Raw genomic sequence first — 3,201 nt, forward strand, 5'->3', positions numbered from 1 at the left:
CCCCGCGCGGCCAGCTCGGCCGTCGCCGCCTCGGCCAGCGCCCGCGCGTCCTGCGGGTGCGGCTCGCCTTCGGTGTCGTACTTGCGGACCGGCGCCCAGGCCCAGCCCGGCTGCGCCGCCAGCGGCACGAGCGCGTCGAGGTCCGGGTGCAGCCGCAGGTCGCCGACCGGGCCCTTCGAGTACGTGCCGTCGGTGATGTCGTCGGTGGCCAGGAAGAAGTCGAACGAGTTCGACGCGCCCACGCCCCACGCCGCCGCCGACCACAGCCGGTCCACCGGGACGGCCTTCACCCGGGCGATGCCGCTGTTGTCCACGAAGGTCAGCGCGACCAGCTCCACCCCGGCCGCGCGCAGGCCGTCGGCCCGGATCGCGCCCTGCTGTGCGAGTTCTGCCCGATCGAGCTGGCTCATCCCGCTCCCGTCGTTGTTCACTGAGTGCCCGAGAAAGAGGTGGAGATCGTGTCAGACACCGTCGAAACCCGTCCAGGGCTGCGCCGCTCCCTCTCCGTCTGGCAGGCCGTCGGCCTGTCCGTGGCGTTGATGGCGCCCAGCATGGCCGCCAACATCAACCCCCAGCAGACCGCGGCCGCCGCCGGCCGCGCCGTCCCCCTCGCCTTCCTGCTCTCCGCGGTCGGGGTGCTGCTGGTCGCGTACGGCTTCGTCAAGCTCTGCCGGCACTACCAGCACGCCGGTTCGGTGTACGCCTTCGTCGGCGCCACCCTCGGCCCGCGCGCGGGCGTCGTCTCCGGCATCGGCCTCCTCGGCACGTACACCTTCTACGCCGTCGTCACGAGTTCGGCCGCGGGCACCCTGGGCACGGCTTTCCTGACCCAGGTGGGGATCTGGCCGGACCCGCCGTCCTGGGGGCCGTTCGTGCTCACCGCCGTCGCGCTGATCGGCGCCTGGCTCCTGTCGGTGCTGCCCGCGCGGCGCGGCACGAGCACGCTGCTCGCCGTCGAAGGCGCCACGATCGCGGTGATCCTGCTGGTCACGGTAGTGATCGGCGTCCGGTTGGTCGCCGGGAACGCGCCCGGCGGCGCCCGGTTCACCCTCGACGTCTTCGTCCCGGAAACCGGCCTGTCCGGTGTGTTCCTCGGCGCGGTGTTCGGCTTCCTGTCCTTCGCCGGCTTCGAGGCCGCGGCCACGCTCGGCGAGGAGACGCACGACCCGAAGCGCAACATCCCGCGCGCGATCCTCGGCACAGCGGTCTTCGGCGGGCTCTACTTCGTGGTGGTCACCGCCGTCGAGATGATGGCGTTCGGCACCGACGCGGCGGCGTTCCACGATTCGCCGTCGCTGCTCGGCGACCTCGGCAGCCGCTACGCCGGCGCGTGGGTCGGCGACGTGATCAGCGTGGGCGCCGCGATCAGCGCGTTCGGCTGCTGCCTCGCCTGCGTCGTCGGCGGTTCGCGGCTGCTCTACGCCCTGGGCCGCGACGCGGGTGGCGGCCTCGGCCGGACGTCCTCGCGGGGCACGCCGGTGGCCGCGGTGACGGCCGTGACGGGAGCGGCGGCGCTGATCATCGTGGTGTGCGCGGTCTTCTTCGGCGCCACCGCGGCGGACACGTTCGCCTGGTCCGGTTCGATCGGCACGCTCATCCTGCTGGTGATCTACCTGCTGACGACCATCGGTGCCATCCTGCTGCTGTTCGTGAAGCGCCGGATGCGCGTGCCGGGCTGGCACCTCGTGTTCCCGATCGGCGCGCTCGCCGTGCTCGGGTACACCGTCTACGTCAACGTGGTGCCCTATCCGGCCGAAGGCCCGGCGCGCTGGTTCCCGGTGGTGGCCGCGGCGGTGCTGGTGCTCGCGGTGCTCGCCGTCCTGTCCGCGCCCGGCTTCGCTCGTAGGGTGGGGGAGAGGCTGACCACCGTGGACGGAGGCGCATGACCGACCTGCTCCCGTTCGTCGCGGACCTGCCGCTGGTCGACCACCACTGCCACGGTGTCGTCACCCGGGACGTGGCCCGCGCCGGGTTCGAGGGGATGCTCACCGAGGCCGACGCGCCCTCGCCGCTCGGCACGAGCCTGTTCGACTCGCTGATCGGGCTGGCCGTGCGCGAACGCTGCGCGCCGGTCCTGGACCTGCCGAAGCACGCCCCGGCCGACGCCTACCTCGAACGCCGCGCCGAGCTGGGCGCGGCCGAGGTGGCCCGGCGGTTCCTGCGCGCCACCGGCACCACGGACTTCCTGCTGGACGGCGGGTTCCTGCCGGAGCCGCTGACCACGACGCCGGAGTTCGCCGAGCTGGCGGGCAGCCGCGCGCACGACGTCGTCCGGCTGGAGCAGGTCGCCGAGGCCGTCATCGGCGGGACCACCGCGGAAGGCTTTGCCGCCGCCTTCGCCGACGAGCTGCGGAACCGGGCGAAGACCGCCGTCGGGCTCAAGTCGATCGCGGCCTACCGCGTCGGGCTCGAACTGGCGGGGGAGCGGCCGTCGCCGCCGGAGGTGACGGCCGCGGCGGGGCGCTGGCTGCGGAGCGGGAACCCGCGGCTGGCCGACGAGGTGCTGCACCGGCACCTCGTCTTCACCGGCCTCGACCTGGGCCTGCCGGTGCAGTTCCACGTCGGCTACGGCGACTCCGACGTCGACCTGCACCGCTGCGACCCGCTGCTGCTCACCGGGCTGCTGCGGGCCACCCGCGACCGCGGCGTGCCGATCCTGCTGCTGCACAACTACCCCTTCCACCGGGGCGCCGCGTATCTCGCGCAGGTCTTCGAGCACGTGTTCGTGGACGCCGGGCTCATCACGCACAACGCGGGGTTCCGGGCGCCGGCGGTCCTGGCCGAGCTCCTGGAGATCGCGCCGTTCGGGAAGGTCCTCTTCTCCACCGACGCGTTCGGCCTGGCCGAGCTGTACCACCTGGGCACGGCCCTGTTCCGGCAGGGCCTGTCGGACTTCGTACGCGCCGCGCTCGACGCGGACGCCGTGTCCGAAGTGGACGCCGTCCGGCTGTGTGCTTTGGTGGGACACGAAAACGCGCAGAGGATCTACCGCTTGGAGCACGTGTGAAGGACCTGTGGACCCGGTGGACGCGGGCGATCGCCGAGGAACTGCCCGCCGCCGTCGCGCTCCGGCACGCGGTGCACGCCGACCCGCGCGGCTCCGGCGACGAGGAGGACACCGCCCGCCTGGTCACCGAGGCGCTCGGCGCGGGCGACGGGATCCGCGTCGCCAAGACCGGCCGCGCGATCCCGCTGCCCGGC

2 protein-coding genes and 2 pseudogenes are annotated in these 3,201 nt (G+C 73.4%); 3 read left to right on the top strand and 1 reads right to left on the bottom strand.

Going from position 1 to position 3,201, the window contains the following annotated elements; genetic code table 11:
* Positions 1–410: pseudogene (locus G3I65_RS44200) on the bottom strand (glutamine synthetase); the annotation flags it as partial.
* Positions 411–458: 48 nt separating this feature from the next.
* Here G3I65_RS44200 and G3I65_RS44205 point away from each other — a divergent pair.
* From G3I65_RS44205 to G3I65_RS44215, 3 genes and pseudogenes are all read left to right on the top strand, one after another.
* Positions 459–1,886: an APC family permease gene (locus G3I65_RS44205; RefSeq protein ID WP_309236000.1), complete on the top strand. Its 1,428-nt coding sequence runs from the start codon at positions 459–461 to the stop codon at positions 1,884–1,886.
* The gene (locus G3I65_RS44210) at positions 1,883–3,007 is read left to right on the top strand and encodes an amidohydrolase family protein (RefSeq protein WP_160701400.1); all 1,125 of its coding nucleotides are present in this window, start codon (positions 1,883–1,885) and stop codon (positions 3,005–3,007) included. Before G3I65_RS44205 ends, G3I65_RS44210 begins: the two co-directional genes overlap by 4 nt.
* Positions 3,004–3,201: pseudogene (locus G3I65_RS44215) on the top strand (amidohydrolase); the annotation flags it as partial. The gene G3I65_RS44210 and the pseudogene G3I65_RS44215, both read left to right, overlap by 4 nt.

This window comes from Amycolatopsis sp. SID8362 (assembly GCF_010550475.1).
Taxonomy (GTDB): domain Bacteria; phylum Actinomycetota; class Actinomycetes; order Mycobacteriales; family Pseudonocardiaceae; genus Amycolatopsis; species Amycolatopsis eburnea.